Below are 13,048 nucleotides of genomic sequence, written 5' to 3' on the forward strand. Positions count from 1 at the left end.
TAACAATACCAATCACCAATGCATATCGAGCCATACTAGCAGTCATTACCCGGATTTCTCACAAAGATTTCAACGACTTGCCCAAAATGCTTATGCCACTTAGATTTGAGATAAAATACCTTGTCAACGGACTGTCACAATTCACGCGCTCGTCTAAAACGCTCAAACTCTATGCAGGATAAAGGTTTTGGTAATAGCGATTGCACGCTTGTGAGAAATGCGGGATTATAGGGTTTTCTCAAAATGTAATCCATACATCTTGTGTTTTATAAAATTCCCCATATTGCTCTAAGGTATATCCTCCTAATAATAATCCCAACCAGACTTCTATCAAAGGCATTTTTAATGCTTTTTGCAAATCTAGCAGGCGAATACTTTGATTCTTAACCTGCTTTAAGTGTTGTGAGATCGCTCCTATCCACTCCTCGACTTTTTCCTCATGTGCCAAATTTATAATCTCATCAGCCAGTTCTGTTTCCGTTAGTGTTTGCTCTGCCAAAAGTTCATCGACTACGTTAAGCAGCGTAGTTTTCTCCACTTCACCAACTGTTGAGCCATTTATGTGAAAGGATGATTGTTTCTTTCGGTTCAATGGATATGGCAATACTTTGGATTGCAGCATCCATCACCGCTTTCTCCATGCTTTTGCTGTGCTTCAGATGAACTCAGTTTTGAGCAAAGCCGACATTTTTCACTATCTGGACGCGCCATTTCCACCTCGAATCGGGGCTAATAATTCCTCAACCCACTGTTGGTTGGCTTGTGATAATTTAGGAGGTGGAATGGGTTGGCTGTAATCAATGCGATCGTTATACCCAGCCCGCTCGCACACCCCATCAACAATTGGCTGCAAATCAACGCTCAATTCTTCATCTTCTAACAAAAGCGGTAAAGGAAAACTGGGAATTGGTTCTGGTAGATTGAAGCCATATAAGTCAGCTTTGGGACGTTGTTCGCTTCGACTCACAACGATACGGTAGTCTGTTGGCTGTACTTTACCTAACATGGTCATCGGTGAGTGAGCGCGTAGTAAGTCAATTTCGATCAGATGCGAGAGGCTTCTTAAAACCCGCGCCCGTTTCTTTTCATAAGCGGTTCTACCCGAACCTTTTTGTTTATTTTTGGGCGATAACACTTCAATGACGGTAATTACAGTATCGCTACCTATTTCTCGGACTTCCAAATACCGCTCTTTTACAGTTATGGGCATGGGTAGCGCTATTGACTGCGGACGCTTTTGAGTTAGGGTAAATCCTGTCTCTGGTTGAAGTTTCTCTCTGACTGGATGAGATGAACTGCTTTTAAGGACTGTAGCATCTGGAACTCCAACTAAAATCTCATCGCTCTCAGAGTCTTGGTAAGTGCGAGTTTCGACTTCAATGTAATACTTTGGGCGCAACTGAGGTGCAACTGTATCGGCGATTGCAACCAAAAGTCGAGTATGAAATGAAGACCAAAAAGCAGATTGTTCCAGATAGGGGTCCATTCCCGGAAATGGTGAGGGCATTCGTCAAACTTCTATCCCACAAGCGTTTTTCACAGTATACCTTATTGTTGGTTGAATTTAGTCGGAGTTTAGTCGTAGAAAAGATATTGCCTACATATTTTATATAAATGAAAGAACGCTTTTTACAGGAAGATGTGTCAGTTCGCTTAGGTGAATTGGCGGCTAATTTGGTACGAACAAAATCCCGGTGTCAAAATGTTGCAAATCGTGATGTCGTTAATAGTCTTATTGAAGATAGTTTGTACTTAATTGAGTGGATTAATCTTGATGCAGATGTTCCTACAGAGACCCAATTAAGTTCTTTAAAAACACAGCTACAATACTGGCAACAGAATTTATCAAATATTTGGGCAGACCCTACGAAGCGAACAAATCTTGCTTTTGAGATACGTAGGTCGGAACGGGTTCTGAACATATCAGGTTTGTTAAACGAACCTGCTGCGTCTTAACAGTACGATGCTTACTAGGATCTGCTTACAAGGAGCTTTGCGGTAATGCTTTTAGGCTGTAGTTGACGGTTTATAAGCAGAGCGATCGCTTTGGGATCTCCCTGTTTCGCTAACTCTAGTAGATCTGGCTGAGTCATAAATGATACGCTGGTAAGCGATTGTAAGTATCATTTTTAGGGTTTCCAAATTTACAACCCCAAACACCGCTAAACTGGCGTACACCAAACAGGGTTAGATCTTGTTTGTTGTATAAACTAAAGCTAAATCATTTGTAGCTCCTGCTGCATCGCGATTTTAGCTTTACCGTGCCTGATGACTTTCATCTCTCGGATGCTGTTGACCTGTATGACAACCTGCATCAGAAGCAAACATTTGGATGTAATATAAAATATTATTGTCTCCACAAAAGTGGTACAATAGTACTTGTACACTCTGGTGTATGTATGACCATTCAATTTAATTTTCATCCAGAGAAGGCAGTAGAAGCAGCAGCCTTGTTCCTGAAACTTCATGGTAAACCCATGAACTATTTAGGTCTGCTTAAGTTATTGTATATGGCTGACCGCATTGCTCTAGAACGTTTGGAGCAACCGATTAGTGGCGATCGCTATGTATCAATGGATCGTGGTCCCGTTCTTAGTGCTGTTTATGATTTAATTAAAGGGAACAAGGTGGATGGTGCTGAAGATGTATGGTCTAAATACATCTCTAGTCGTAGTAATTATGAAGTCTCCTTACTAAATGATCCTGGAGTTGACGAACTCTGTGAAGATGAAATTGATATTATCAAACAGGTTTATCAAGAGAAGGGTCATTTTGACCGATTTGACTTAGTAGAAATAACTCACCTTTTCCCTGAATGGCAAAATCCTAATGGTAGTGCTATACCTATTTTTGTTGAAGATATTCTTCAAAAAGTAGGAAAAACAAACGATGAGATAGAAGAAATCCGCAAAGAGGCTGAGAGAGAAGCTTACTTAGATTTGGTTTTGAATGACTAATTTTTGTGTAAATCTTGGAGATGCATTCCTGTTGGAGACTCCACCCAACGGAATGCATTTGTATATTGTTATAGCTCTTATAGATGAAGACAGCGACACTTACTTATTCCGCTCAACCATCGCATATTTGCTCCCCATAACTTCATTCACTCAACTTAGTGTTCCCGTTAGAAGGGGCGAAGTTAACATTTATTGCTACAGGAACGTACTCACTCTTTCATAAGTAACAGGTTGAATCCCTAGTGTTTCCATGAGTTCTGATAGGGAGACTTGACGAAGTTGAGCGAGGTTGGCGAGAGCTTCGAGGCGCTGGGCACCAAATTGTTCGATAGTATTGCTAAGTTGGATCAGGGTGTTGTATTCAGCGTCCGTGAGAGTTTCGGCTTCTTTTTTTGCACGCAGTGTTTGGTACTGAGCGCGGAGTTCTGGGTCGATACCTTGGTTAATTTTGTGGAGCAGTTGAGCTTCTTCTAATGGAAGGACGTTTGCTTTGCGGTGGGCACGAAGGATGACAACCTGCTGAAGGAGCCGATCCAAATCTGAAGAGTTCAGTTGATTAGCTGCCTGGATGAGTTCGTCGAGGCTCATAAGGGCATCCAAAAGATATTACGGAATTTTTTCCATTATAAACACAAACATAGCGTTCAATTTTTGCTTCTCTTTTTTTGTTAATCAAAATCTGCATATTGAGGAGGGCTAGCCCCAACCCGCTCGGTGATTCTGGGATACTTGCTCTCTAGAGCCTTGTGCGCGATGTTGGTTACATTAATCTGATGCCACCAATCATCACCAAAATCGAACCAGTAACCAAAAGCATCATCAATAGATAAACCGAGGGAACCAATTGTGGTGCTAGACACATCCCCCGTAGGAGCTTCTGTCAAATCGGAACTGGAAAATGCTTGTTTCAAGCCATACCGTCTTGCATTTGGGTCTTGTGGTCCGCGACCTCCCACTTGAAATTCGTACATATGCTCATCTTTGCGATCAAATGCCTTGAAGATAATTTTATGGAGGTCTTCCAGGGTATTGCTACCTTTAATCTCAATGGTTCGGGATATCACTGGATTTTTGGCGATAAATTTCTCTGCAATCGGACCGTCAATTAAAAACACATCTAGTACATACAGGGCATCGGGAGAAGAGTTAACCGATTTATTTTGATGGGGTGATACTTGCTTTTTACTTTGATGAGATGATGCTTGTTCCTCATCAATATCTTCCGGTTTGCCATCAGCCGGAATATAAGGAATAAAACCCCGTGCGTATGCTTCTTCTTGTATTTCTCGGGGGACAGACCGGGCATCCAAGATAAATCCATCCACAGAAATCATCCAAGCCATAGGGTTTTTGTCCAACTTGCTTGGCAGACACCAATCAGGGTCCATCTGCCGCATATCCAGGATATCTCGTACCTGTTTTGATTTTGACTGCCCGGTACTGGGACTGACACCAAACCAATCGTAGATTTCCTTGGCACTAACATGGGGTTTTTGTGAAGAGTCAAAGAGAAAATTGACCATACCAATAGCATGGGTAATGCCACAAGCCCAAGTCTTTTCCTTACCGCTTGCCAGGGGAGATGGTCTCTTCCGACACAAAGCTGCTGTCGCAAAGCGAATCAACTGGGCATATTCCGAGTTCAAATGTTGCTTGGCAAAATCATCCGTTATCCCTACAATTGTATTGAACTTTGAAAGCATCGTATTGGGAACGTTTTCTGATTTCTTAGTTTTAGCCATACTCATTACTCTGGTTTTGCTCACCGACTCTTCTGTGCTTTGCGATTGTAAACCATAGCCTGACCAAAAGTTAACACAATTCTCTTGGGTTACAGCCCGAAACATAACATTTTGTATCAAATCGCGTTTTTACTGCAAAAATACAAAATCGTTGGAGATCGCGCTCCATTGTGTATTACACAGTACTCCTTGAATTCATGTAATACACGGATTCTCTGGGCTGGGTTTACCATGTATTACACCGTATTCCTCTCTCTCTTTCAACTAGGAGCAAACGTACAGTTATTCACAAAGATATTTCTAGAATTTACAAAAAAGTTAAGGAGTTTTGAAACTTAACTTTTCTGTATCGACGGCAATGACTTAAATAAGTAAAAATATTCCTGAATTGTATAATTCAGAATTTGGCAATGATACAGCTAGACAAGGCAATTCTGGAACAAAACAGACAGGTAGCGAACCAATCTAATAATAACGGTTCGCTGCCCATACTGGAATGGTTGGATAGTCTCTTGAAACAGGTAATTAGCTCAAACGACACCAGCCACGAAATAGATGAGTCCAGGGTAAATCCTTACTCTGGGCTGTATATTGACCCGGTAAGTGTCAGTAAACTATTGGTGGGTGAAGCAGGAACACCAGCATTTTCTGTAGATACTCAAATTTTAGAAGTCCGTTTGCGAAAGGCTTTGCAGGCAGATATTTGCTGGCAGCAGTTGCAGGAATATTTTAACTTATCAGTCTTCGATATGGGTGTCATAGCGATCGCTATTGCACCCGATTTTGACTTGCGTTATGAGAAACTTTATGCGTATCTACAAGATGATGTCACTCGCAAACGTCCCAGCATCGATTTGGTATTGAATCTGCTCTGTGCTAATGCTGTTGACAAACTGCAACGACACTCCCACTTTGCCCCCAATGCACCACCGATCCGTCATGGCTTACTGCATCTCATTGCAGATGGACACCAGACACAGCCTGCTTTTCTCAGCTATGCCTTGAAAGTGGACGAACAAGTCAGTCGCTTTTTACGACAACAACCAGGACTCGATCCCCAACTAGCTTGTCATTGCCAGTTAACTCAACCAAATGTCAGTTTGAGTAGTTTATTCTTAGAGCCAACAATTGAGCAAGGGTTACAAACAATTACCCACCACCTCAAATCCAAAAATCAGCCACTCAGTTTGTATTTCCAGGGAGAACCAGAATTAGGACAACACAAAATAGCTGCTGCTATTGCTACAGAATTACATCGTCCGTTATTGAGCGCTAATTTAGCCCAGGTATTAACCTCAAAAACCAATACTTCTCAGTGGTTACAGCGTTTATGGCGAGAGGCAATATTTCAGGGAGCAGTGCTTTATCTAGAAGGATTGGACAGCTTAAAGCCTCAAGAACATCCAACAGCTTATGCTCAACTGTTGACCATACTATCATCCCAAACATTGCTCGCGATTTTATCAGGCGTGCAGCCGTGGGAAGGAACTAGTGACATTGAAATAATTACAGTTTCTTTGACAGTGCCTGATTTTCATCGAAGACGTGCTTGCTGGCAGTTTCACCTAAAGACAGCTCAAATTCCTCACTCTGATAGCGACTTAAATAACATTGCTGACCGATTTCGCATCACAACAGAGCAAATTGGTCAAGCGATCGCAACTAGCCGCAACCAAGCTCTCTGGCAAGCAATACAACAACAAAGCCAAATCACAACCCCTGCGATCGCTGATGTGTTTGCCGCCGCCCGCACTCAGTCGGGTTTAGATTTAGGCTCGGTTGCTCGCAAGATTCAACCAAAGCATGGTTGGGACGACCTTATATTATCTTCCGAACCCTTAGCTCAACTCAAAGAACTGTGTAATCACGCTAAATATCACCATGTTGTATTCGAGCAGTGGGGCTTTGAACACAAACTGTCACTCGGTAAGGGATTAAATGCCCTATTTGGGGGTTTGCCAGGAACAGGGAAGACAATGGCAGCCGGAGTCATTGCCAGAGAACTACAACTCGAACTGTATAAAATTGACCTATCGCAAGTTGTGAGTAAATATATTGGCGAAACCGAGAAAAATCTCGATCGGATCTTTACCGCCGCCGAAAATGCCAATGCTATTTTATTGTTTGATGAAGCAGATGCCTTATTTGGCAAACGCTCGGAGGTAAAAGATGCTCGCGATCGCTACGCCAATTTAGAAGTTGCCTACTTACTCCAAAAGATGGAAGAGTATGAAGGCATCACGATTTTGACTACAAATTTACGTCAAAACCTTGATGAAGCCTTTATCCGACGGATTCGCTTTATCATCAGTTTTCCCTTCCCTGAAGAAGAAGAACGCCTGCGAATTTGGCAAAAGATGTTTCCTACTGAGACACCTCTAGCAGCTGATGTTGATTTACCTCGTTTAGCCAAACAATTCAAACTAGCAGGGGGTAGCATTCGTAATATTGCCCTTGCGGCAGCGTTTTTAGCAGCTGATACAGGAGAAGCAATGCTCTCTGAAGGGAGCCACTCTGCGATCGCAATGAAACATTTACTCCAAGCAACCAAGCGAGAGTTACAGAAAACAGGACGGTTAATCAACGAAGCTGAGTTTTTATGAGGATTTGTCATTGGTCATTGGTCATTAGTCATTAGTCATTTGTTATTAATTTTTTCTCGAAACTTATTGGGAGAGGTATAGTTAATTTACAGAAAAAATAATTAACCGCAGATGAACGCAGACGGACGCAGATGAATTTGTACCTTAGCAGACTGGGAAAGGCTATAAACAATCTACATCTAAAATTAAACGAATACCAGTAGAGATAGTACGATAATTATACTTTTTTTGTCATTAATGATTTGTCATTAATTTTTTCTTCCTTATCCCCAATCCAAAATCCAAAATCCAAAATCCAAAATCCCCAATGATTCATTACTTAGACGAAACACTCAGGATTTTACTAAGTGAAGTGATGTCAGGAATGCAACCTCATAGCATTCAATTTGAGCGTCCCACTAAAACTTGGGAAGACCAAACGACAGAACCGCGCATTAATTGTTTTCTCTATGATATAAGTGAAAATACAGAATTAAGATTTGATAGACAACAATATCTAGATGTACCACCCAACAAAAAAACAGGTACTCGGCAAGTTGCTCCCCGACGCATAGATTTTACCTATCTGATTACAGCATGGTGTGCAGAGGTTAGCGATGAGCATGAATTGTTGGGTAACGTGTTACTGACGTTATTGCGCTACCCTACTTTACCAAAAGATAAGCTACACCAAAACTTGCAAAATCAACCATTCCCGATCCGAACTTGGGTGAGTCAACCAGAAGACACGCCCAAGATTTGGGAATTTTGGGGTGCGAATGAGTGGCGTTTAAAAGCTGGAATTAGTTATCGCCTGATACTAGCGATCGCGCCAACTCCCGAAGAAGTTAAGTTGCCTAAAGAAACACGAATCAACATCAACATTGATGACAATCCAAAATCTATGATCCAAAATCCAAAATTGAATTGAGGTATCTCATGTCTCGTAAATCCCTAAAAGCGATCGCTTCTTCCAAATCTCAAACAACACAACAAACAACTGATTTGCAACCAGAAAGTTTAGAAGTAGACGATCTGTCTGCACAACAACCAGTTTCACTTGTAAAACAAATTTCGCCAATTGGCACGGCTCCAAATCCAATTGCTCATGCAGCGATGATAAACCGTGCTGTAGCATCTCCCCAAGATAACGTAGTGCAGTGCTTTAAGGTAGTGAACCCAGAGGATATGGATATGTCAAAGTCTGTAGACACCAGAGTGAATGAATTGGTGAAGAACAAAGAGACTGGCAGTTTCAATTATAAAATCCAAGAACAAAAGAGTGTTGGGTTAAGAGTGTCTGATGATGACGAAATGGCTGTTCCTAACGTGTCAGAAACAAAGGATTTTTATATCACAGAAAGTGTCTGAGTATTTTGGATTTCAGTGACGGAATAGCTCTGCATCTTAACACCATTCTCAAAAGCTTTTGACTCTATTGTAATGTAAATCGCTCATCATTGTATTGGTACTTTACGATAGTCCCTTAATAAACTAGTCAAAAATACTTAACTTTTCTGTATCGACAGTAATCACTCAAATAAGTAAAAATATTCCTGAATTGTATTAATTCAGAATTTGGCGATGATACAGCTAGAAAAGTCATTCTTGAAACTTTGTGACGACCAAAATCTAAAATCCCAAAACTGAATTGAGGTGTCATATGTCCCACAAATCACCAAAAGCGATCGCTTCTTCCAAATCTCAAACCACACAGCAAACAGCCGATTTGCAGCCAGAAAGTTTAGAAGTAGAAGAACTGACTGCACAAGAACCAGTTGCACTTGCATCACAGATTTCGTCAATTAGTAATACTCCAAATCCAAATGCTCATGCAGCGATGATAAATCGCGCCGCAGCATCTCCCCAATCTTCGCAGCAAGTTATCTTGCAATTACAGCGACAATATGGCAATCGCTATGTCAATCGAGTCCTGCAGCAAACGCGACAACTCCAAACTCCCATTCAAGCAAAATTAACCCTCGGTGCAGTAGGGGATAAATACGAACAGGAGGCAGATCGCGTAGCTAAACAAGTTGTTAATCAAATCCAGACACCGCAATTAACCAGTACAACTCAAACGCCGTCTGTACAACGAGACATGATGGCACAAGAAAACAAACTCCAAATGAAACCTGCGGACATCATTCAACGAGAAGGCGTGTTGGATGAAGAGAATGAGTTAGGGATGAATGCTCGATTGCAGCGATCGGCAACTGTAGATGGAGGAACTATTACACCCGATCTAGAAACCTCAATTCAACAAGCTAGAGGCAGAGGAAAACCTTTACCAGACAATATTCGGCAACCGATGGAACAGGCATTTGGGGCTGATTTTAGTGGCGTGAAAGTTCACACAGATGCACAATCCGATGGACTTAATCAAGCAGTGCAAGCAAAAGCATTCACCACAGGTCAAGATATTTTTTTCCGACAAGGGAAATACGATCCTGGCAGTTCAATAGGACAAGAACTGCTAGCCCATGAGTTAACTCATGTAGTACAGCAAATGCAAGGGCAGATACAATCGATCCAAAGAGCAGAAGATGAAGATAAAGGGGAAAAAGAGAAACAAACTCAAGAACTCAGTAATGGAGAACTACTACAATTAATATATACATTAATCGAAGACATTGAACATCCCACGAACTTAGAGGACACACAGGCTCAAGAACTCAGTGATGAGCAACTATTAGAATTAATATATACATTAATTGAAGACATTGAACATCCTAACAACCTAGAGGATACAAAGGCTCAAGAATTCAGTAGCAAGGAAGTACTAAAATCAATATATACATTAAATGAAGACATTGAATATCTCAACAACCTAGAGGACACACAAACTCAAGAATTCAGTAGTGAGGCAGTATTAGAATCAATATATGCATTAATCGAAGACATTGAACAATTTCCTACTAACCAAGAGGAGATACAGACTCAAGAACTAAGGGGCGAACAGTTAAAAGATTCTTCCATTACTAAATCAAGTATAAATACTAACCACGACCGACAAAAACAATCATCAAATTTACTAGACAACGGCAAGGAGCAAAAAGAATTGCCAGAAGAAGTGAGCGATGCAATCTATCATGTGTCTAATACTATTGGATCGGCAGGTAGTGTTTTAGCTTTAGATATCGATCGCCTTACATCGTTAGGGAAGGGTATTGGAGCAGAGAGAACATTACTGCTAGCGCCCAATATTGCTAGTAATAGTATAGGTATTGTTGGATCGCTAGGAACAGGATTGATTAGTGGAGCTTTTGAGGCAGCAGCAGCGCATAAAGCTCTTAAAGAAGGAAGAAAAGCAGAGGCCGCTGCCTACGGTATTCAATCTGGGGGAGATTTGGCAAGTGGTGCGCTTGGAATTGCGTCCAGTGGCTTAAGTCTTGCAGGTCATGCAGCAGCAACATCTGTAGGTAGTGGTGCTTCGGGTGCTGGTGCAATATTCGGTACGGTAGAAGCCCTTCGTTATGGGGTTGGCGCTCACAGGTCTAAGAAAGCTAAGGAAAAACTGGAGAAAATTGCGAACAGTGAAATAGCCTCACCTGCAATCAAAGAGGTAGCAAGATACGCTGCAAAAATTCAGCAAAAGGCAAGAACTCGTCAAGCTCTATACGCAACAGGTGGCGCATTACAAATGGCTGGAGGTGTAATTACTGCTGCTACAGGAGGAACTGGGATTGGTGCTGCTGTAGGCATTGGTATTGGACTTGGCGGGGCAGCAGTGAAACCTGTGCTAAAAGTTACACGATTACTGAAGCAAAAGGGGCGAGACTACGCTGCAAATCATCAAGATACAAAATTTGAAAAAATCTTTAAATTTAACAAAGAAAAGAGTACAAAAAACAAGGACAAAGAGCGAGAAGAGATTGCCAATCTACTGATGAAAAATTATCAAGATTCAGATATGCAGGAAATATTAAAAAATCTGCCCCAGGTGACTAAAGAAGAAATTAGTCAATATCAAAAGGGAGAGATGACACAAGAAGCCCTTATTTCAATCCTCGAACGACGAGAAGAAACTTTGAAACTGAAAGTTCCGAATGCATTGAAGTTCTCCCACAAACCGAAGTTGTCTCTCGCAAACCCACCACAATAGCCTGCAAAGAATAAAATTGCATCTACCTTCGAGAGGCATTATCAAATTTTCAAAAAAGGAAGGTACTAATTTGTGACAAATCCAGAAATATCTCAACTACTACCAATTCTCCAACAAAACGGTTTTGTAACCCAACTGCTTCCAGCTAATAATGAATTTCCTAACGAACAACTGTTTGTTGCTTTGGGTACAGAACACAAGTATCAAACCTGGAAGCTAGAAATGCTATTGCTACCAGGAGTTGACGCTCCACCACTCCTACAATTGTTTCTGTTACTGCCATTGGAGGTGAAGGAGACAGTCATATCAGATTTGGTGTCAGTCATTGTTTATCTCAACGACAGACTCCCCCTACCTGGTTTTGGATTCAATTGGCAGGATGGTATTATTTACTATCGGCTTATCGTTCCTTGTTCCAATCGGGAACTAGATGGAGAAGCAATTTTAGGTACAATACGAATGATTTGTTATTTAGTTGATGAATTTGTTGAAATTTTAGAAGATGTTGCCCAAGGGAATAAAAATCAGGAACAAGGGATGCAAGCTATTGAGCAGCAAATTGTCGGTTAAGCTATAGAAAATAACTTAAAGGCAAATTCCCACAAGTAACAATGCTCCATTTAAAGCTAGCTTTATAACCTCTAATTAAGGTATCATTCAAAATTACTTTAAACTATTGTAATTTTGTGTTAATTGAACCTCATATTCTTGAATCATTGAGTCGAGCCTACATTCGAGCGATCGCTGGTAAAGCAGGCTTAAATCTTTCTATCCGTGAATACGATTATGGAGTGGACGGCAACTTCGATGAAATTACTATTCGCAACAATCGACGAGTCGAGTCAGGCTTTTCTCTCAGCTTTCAATTAAAAGCTTCAACCCAATGGCAGCGAGATGATAACACGGTGATTTATGACTTGGAAGCCAAAACTTATAACGATTTAGTCATTCGACGTAATTTCAGGATGGCTGTACCTTGTATCCTTATCCTGTTCGCTTTGCCTACCGACTCATCTCATTGGTTGATATATAATGAAGAAGAAATGCGGCTTCGAGGCAGCTGTTACTGGGAATATCTTAGTGGCAAACCAACCGCAAATCGGCAAAGTGTTAGAATTAGAATCCCGCAACAACGATTAACTCCAGAATCATTGCTAGATTTAATAGAGAAAGTAAAAACAGGAGAGTGGTCATGACAGAAAAAATTCTCCAGGAGCAATTACAAACTCATCCTCTCAAAGTTGCTGATGTCGTATCTTATCTTCAGCAAAATGGTTGGCAAACAGTCACCCATCCCAACCCGCGTTTATTAGTATTTCAAGGTGCTGTAGATGATGCAGGAAACCCCATCCAGCTTATATTGCCAAGTCAAAACACTTTTGAAGACAGCGATCGCTTGTTAACAAAAGCAGTCAACCTGCTAGCAGTTATTGCAGATAAATCCCCAAAAGAAATTGTCGATCTAGTGACCCAAACTCATGCAGGTTCAACAGCAGGTAGCTAGCTTTGATGAAAAGTTAAGCATAGCAGCTAGTCAAAACTACTTAACTTTTCTGTATCGACACCAAATCTAGAAAAATCTTATAACATAAACAGTTCAATCAAAAAACTTTTTGGGAATCAACGCACGATTACCCATAACTAATAACTTATTCTCAAACT

General features: G+C 41.1%; 14 protein-coding genes. 9 read left to right on the forward strand and 5 right to left on the reverse strand.

Annotated elements, in window-relative coordinates:
* Positions 1 to 238: 238 nt before the first annotated feature.
* Positions 239 to 622, reverse strand: coding sequence for a hypothetical protein (locus F7734_RS12420; protein WP_243146844.1), 384 nt, complete (start codon positions 620 to 622; stop codon positions 239 to 241).
* Between the two features lie 72 nt (positions 623 to 694).
* Positions 695 to 1,507, reverse strand: a complete 813-nt coding sequence (locus tag F7734_RS12425; RefSeq protein ID WP_155744967.1) for a DUF4058 family protein — start codon at positions 1,505 to 1,507, stop codon at positions 695 to 697.
* Between the two features lie 107 nt (positions 1,508 to 1,614).
* On the opposite strand from F7734_RS12425, the gene F7734_RS12430 reads away from it, so the two are divergent.
* The gene (locus F7734_RS12430; protein WP_155744968.1) at positions 1,615 to 1,956 is read left to right on the forward strand and encodes a hypothetical protein; all 342 of its coding nucleotides are present in this window, start codon (positions 1,615 to 1,617) and stop codon (positions 1,954 to 1,956) included.
* 14 nt (positions 1,957 to 1,970) lie between these two features.
* On the opposite strand, the gene F7734_RS65230 is transcribed toward F7734_RS12430, so the two are convergent.
* A complete protein-coding gene (locus F7734_RS65230) occupies positions 1,971 to 2,093 on the reverse strand; it encodes a hypothetical protein (RefSeq protein ID WP_279239702.1) in 123 nt (40 codons plus the stop codon).
* Positions 2,094 to 2,399: 306 nt separating this feature from the next.
* Between F7734_RS65230 and F7734_RS12435 the strand changes: the two genes are divergently transcribed.
* A complete protein-coding gene (locus F7734_RS12435; protein ID WP_155744970.1) occupies positions 2,400 to 2,957 on the forward strand; it encodes a Panacea domain-containing protein in 558 nt (185 codons plus the stop codon).
* Between the two features lie 195 nt (positions 2,958 to 3,152).
* On the opposite strand, the gene F7734_RS12440 is transcribed toward F7734_RS12435, so the two are convergent.
* Both F7734_RS12440 and F7734_RS12445 read right to left on the reverse strand, forming a co-directional pair.
* Positions 3,153 to 3,545 carry an STAS/SEC14 domain-containing protein gene (locus F7734_RS12440; protein ID WP_155744971.1) on the reverse strand — a complete coding sequence of 131 codons (393 nt, stop codon included), beginning with the start codon at positions 3,543 to 3,545 and terminating at the stop codon, positions 3,153 to 3,155.
* Between the two features lie 80 nt (positions 3,546 to 3,625).
* Entirely contained in the window at positions 3,626 to 4,699 is a 1,074-nt protein-coding gene (locus F7734_RS12445; protein ID WP_243146845.1) for a plasmid pRiA4b ORF-3 family protein, read from the reverse strand.
* 410 nt (positions 4,700 to 5,109) lie between these two features.
* Here F7734_RS12445 and F7734_RS12450 point away from each other — a divergent pair, with 410 nt between their 5' ends.
* The 7 genes from F7734_RS12450 to F7734_RS12480 all read left to right on the forward strand — a co-directional run bounded on the left by F7734_RS12450 (position 5,110) and on the right by F7734_RS12480 (position 12,890).
* A complete protein-coding gene (locus F7734_RS12450) occupies positions 5,110 to 7,302 on the forward strand; it encodes an AAA family ATPase (RefSeq protein ID WP_155744972.1) in 2,193 nt (730 codons plus the stop codon).
* Between the two features lie 307 nt (positions 7,303 to 7,609).
* Positions 7,610 to 8,212 carry a Pvc16 family protein gene (locus tag F7734_RS12455; protein WP_155744974.1) on the forward strand — a complete coding sequence of 201 codons (603 nt, stop codon included), beginning with the start codon at positions 7,610 to 7,612 and terminating at the stop codon, positions 8,210 to 8,212.
* 8 nt (positions 8,213 to 8,220) lie between these two features.
* Positions 8,221 to 8,652: a hypothetical protein gene (locus F7734_RS12460; protein WP_155744977.1), complete on the forward strand. Its 432-nt coding sequence runs from the start codon at positions 8,221 to 8,223 to the stop codon at positions 8,650 to 8,652.
* A 292-nt stretch (positions 8,653 to 8,944) separates the two neighbouring features.
* Complete coding sequence (locus tag F7734_RS12465; protein WP_207714084.1) at positions 8,945 to 11,386, forward strand: DUF4157 domain-containing protein; 2,442 nt, start codon at positions 8,945 to 8,947, stop codon at positions 11,384 to 11,386.
* Between the two features lie 72 nt (positions 11,387 to 11,458).
* Positions 11,459 to 11,956, forward strand: coding sequence for a hypothetical protein (locus F7734_RS12470; RefSeq protein WP_155744978.1), 498 nt, complete (start codon positions 11,459 to 11,461; stop codon positions 11,954 to 11,956).
* Between the two features lie 116 nt (positions 11,957 to 12,072).
* On the forward strand, positions 12,073 to 12,582 hold the full coding sequence (locus F7734_RS12475; protein WP_166481871.1) for a DUF4365 domain-containing protein: 510 nt from the start codon (positions 12,073 to 12,075) through the stop codon (positions 12,580 to 12,582).
* Complete coding sequence (locus tag F7734_RS12480; protein WP_155744980.1) at positions 12,579 to 12,890, forward strand: hypothetical protein; 312 nt, start codon at positions 12,579 to 12,581, stop codon at positions 12,888 to 12,890. The genes F7734_RS12475 and F7734_RS12480 overlap by 4 nt, the downstream gene beginning before the upstream one ends.
* The last annotated feature ends 158 nt before the right edge of the window (positions 12,891 to 13,048 follow it).

It is taken from the genome of Scytonema sp. UIC 10036 (assembly GCF_009725235.1).

Excerpts from the sequence above, each read along its gene's own strand:
- F7734_RS12420 (WP_243146844.1), bottom strand. The coding sequence starts at position 622 with ATGCTGCAATCCAAAGTATTGCCATATCCATTGAACCGAAAGAAACAA.
- F7734_RS12425 (WP_155744967.1), bottom strand. The coding sequence starts at position 1,507 with ATGCCCTCACCATTTCCGGGAATGGACCCCTATCTGGAACAATCTGCT.
- F7734_RS12430 (WP_155744968.1), top strand. The coding sequence starts at position 1,615 with ATGAAAGAACGCTTTTTACAGGAAGATGTGTCAGTTCGCTTAGGTGAA.
- F7734_RS65230 (WP_279239702.1), bottom strand. The coding sequence starts at position 2,093 with ATGACTCAGCCAGATCTACTAGAGTTAGCGAAACAGGGAGATCCCAAA.
- F7734_RS12435 (WP_155744970.1), top strand. The coding sequence starts at position 2,400 with ATGACCATTCAATTTAATTTTCATCCAGAGAAGGCAGTAGAAGCAGCA.
- F7734_RS12440 (WP_155744971.1), bottom strand. The coding sequence starts at position 3,545 with ATGAGCCTCGACGAACTCATCCAGGCAGCTAATCAACTGAACTCTTCA.
- F7734_RS12445 (WP_243146845.1), bottom strand. The coding sequence starts at position 4,699 with ATGGCTAAAACTAAGAAATCAGAAAACGTTCCCAATACGATGCTTTCA.
- F7734_RS12450 (WP_155744972.1), top strand. The coding sequence starts at position 5,110 with ATGATACAGCTAGACAAGGCAATTCTGGAACAAAACAGACAGGTAGCG.
- F7734_RS12455 (WP_155744974.1), top strand. The coding sequence starts at position 7,610 with ATGATTCATTACTTAGACGAAACACTCAGGATTTTACTAAGTGAAGTG.
- F7734_RS12460 (WP_155744977.1), top strand. The coding sequence starts at position 8,221 with ATGTCTCGTAAATCCCTAAAAGCGATCGCTTCTTCCAAATCTCAAACA.
- F7734_RS12465 (WP_207714084.1), top strand. The coding sequence starts at position 8,945 with ATGTCCCACAAATCACCAAAAGCGATCGCTTCTTCCAAATCTCAAACC.
- F7734_RS12480 (WP_155744980.1), top strand. The coding sequence starts at position 12,579 with ATGACAGAAAAAATTCTCCAGGAGCAATTACAAACTCATCCTCTCAAA.